This window comes from Mesorhizobium sp. M7A.F.Ca.CA.002.09.1.1 (assembly GCF_003998555.1).
Classification (GTDB): Bacteria; Pseudomonadota; Alphaproteobacteria; order Rhizobiales; family Rhizobiaceae; genus Mesorhizobium; species Mesorhizobium ciceri.
In genome coordinates this window covers 1-2,390 of record NZ_RZRR01000862.1, presented here as the reverse complement: position 1 = coordinate 2,390, position 2,390 = coordinate 1, and the positions used below count along the sequence as shown (strand labels likewise).

The 2,390-nt window shown below is 60.9% G+C and carries 2 protein-coding genes and 1 pseudogene; all 3 read left to right on the top strand.

Annotated features, from left to right (window positions below; translation table 11 throughout):
* Positions 1-775, top strand: a pseudogene (locus tag EN994_RS27460) (acetyl-CoA carboxylase biotin carboxylase subunit); the annotation flags it as partial.
* A gap of 9 nt (positions 776-784) precedes the next feature.
* Entirely contained in the window at positions 785-1,660 is an 876-nt protein-coding gene (locus EN994_RS27455) for a carboxyltransferase domain-containing protein (protein WP_013533154.1), read from the top strand.
* A partial coding sequence (locus EN994_RS27450; protein ID WP_164746246.1) for a biotin-dependent carboxyltransferase family protein occupies positions 1,650-2,390 on the top strand: 741 nt, incomplete at its 3' end. The genes EN994_RS27455 and EN994_RS27450, both read left to right, overlap by 11 nt.

Sequence of the window (2,390 nt, the reverse complement as noted above, 5' to 3'; positions counted from 1 at the left end):
CGTCAGAGGAAGGGTAGTGGCAGAGGCCCGCCATATCGAGGTGCAGGTGCTGGCAGACGGAAGCGATGCCATCCACTGCTACGAGCGGGAGTGCTCGCTGCAGCGGCGACGCCAGAAGGTTTGGGAGGAGGCGCCGTCGCGCGCACTTTCAGACAGGCTGCGCGAAGAGCTCTGCGCTTCAGCGGTCGCCTTGGCCAAGGCGGTCAAATACTCTGGTGCCGGCACGGTAGAGTATCTTTACGACGATGAAGCAGACCGCTTTTACTTCATCGAGATGAACACCCGTATCCAGGTCGAGCACCCGGTCACCGAAGCGATCACCGGCATCGACCTCGTTGCGGAGATGCTTCGCATCGCCGGCGGCGAGAAGCTGCGGATCCGGCAAAGCGATGTCTCCGTCAAAGGGCATGCGATCGAAGTCCGGCTCAATGCCGAAGACCCGGCGAAGGAGTTCGCTCCATTCCCCGGGCAGGTGGCCGAGCTTCGCATTCCCGGCGGTCCGGGCGTACGCTTCGATTCGATGCTCTATCAAGGCTATCAGGTGCCGCCCTTTTATGACTCGCTGCTTGCCAAGCTGATCGTGCATGCAGAGACGCGCGAGGCGGCGATAGTGCGCCTGATCCGCGCGCTCAACGAGTTGAAGATCGGCGGGCTCAAGACCACCAAGCCGCTGTTTCTTGCGCTGGCCGCCGATCCGGCGATGCGGGCGGGAGACGTGCATACCCGCTGGCTGGAAGGCTGGCTCATCGAAAACGCCGCAGCATTGGCGGGTTAAGGAGGACCGATGTCGATACGATTCAACTTCGGCGGTGACGAACATATCTTCGGCGAGGTGTCCGAAGAAATGTCGCTCACCTCCTTCTTTACCGGCCTTTCGATGACCAATGCGGTGCGTACGGCAGGCATCCGAGGCGTCACCGAGATCTGCCCAGCCAACGCCAGCTTCCAGATTCGCTTCAACCCCGACATCGTCAAGCCGCAGGATTTGCTCAGCGAACTGAAGTCGATGGAAGAGGCCGCCTCGAAGTCGGACCCGGTGCTGAAGACCCGGATCATCGAACTGCCGGTTTATTTCCAGGATCCATGGACGCGTGAAACCTGCCTGCGCTTCCGCGAGCGCCATCAGGACCCCTCCTCCACCGATCTTGAATATTCGGCACGCATCAACGGCTACGCCACGGTGGAAGAGTTTATCGAGGCCTATTCCGGCCAGCCCTGGTTCGTATCGATGGTCGGCTTCGTCGCCGGACTGCCCTTCCTGTACCAGATGGTTGAGCGCAAGAAACAGATTCAGGCGCCGAAATACTTGCGTCCACGCACCGACACTCCCAAGCTCACCATTGGCCATGGCGGCTGCTTTGCAGCGATCTATTCGGTACGCGGCGCTGGCGGCTACCAGATGTATGGCATAACCCCGGCCCCGATCTACGACCCGACCAGGAAGGTGCGCTACCTCGCCGATGACATGTGCCTGTTCAAGCCAGGCGATATCGTCAAGTTCAAGGCCATTGGCCGCGATGACTACGACGCCACGCTTGAGGAAATCGAAGCCAATCGGTGGCAGCCGACGGTTCGCGAGTGCACCTTCAGCCTGAAGGATTTCAACAGCGACATTTACGGCACCAATGCAAAGCTGATGGAGCTTATCAATGGCCGTTAAGGTAATCTCTCCCGGCCTCTCCACTTCCGTGCAGGACCTTGGCCGACCCGGCCACTATCATGTCGGCATTCCAGAAGGCGGCGGCATGGACCGCTTTGCGACACGCATCGCAAACCTGCTTGTCGGCAACGATCCGGGTGCCGCGGTGCTCGAAGCCACTTTCATGGGTCCCGAACTCGAATTCACCCAATCCGCGGTCGTCGCCGTCACAGGTGGAGAGCTCCCACCCAAACTCAATGGCGAGGAACGGTCGACGTGGGAAAGTTTTCCGGTGAAGGCCGGTGACCGACTTTCTTTCGGCTTCCTCAAGGGCGGCGCGCGCGCTTATCTGGCCGTCTCCGGCGGCATCGACGTACCCGTGGTTCTCGGTTCGCGCTCGACTTACATTCTGGGCGCGCTTGGCGGCCATCAGGGCCGCACGCTGAAAGCGGGCGATGAGCTTCCCCTCGGCGAAGGTTCCGGCAAAGCCGGTCTTTCACTGCCTGCAAATCTGCGCCGCGCGCGCAATAGTCCGGCGGAACTCAGAATGCTTCCCGGCATATACTGGCATCGGATCACTGAGGCTGCCGGCAATCGGTTCTTTGAGGAAACCTGGAAGGTCGCGCCCGAAGCCGACCGTATCGGCTATCGCTTCCGCGGCGGAACGCCGCTGGAATTCGTCGAGCGCGAGCAGCCTTTCGGTGCGGGCTCCGACCCCTCGAACATCGTCGATGCCTGCTATCCTTACGGA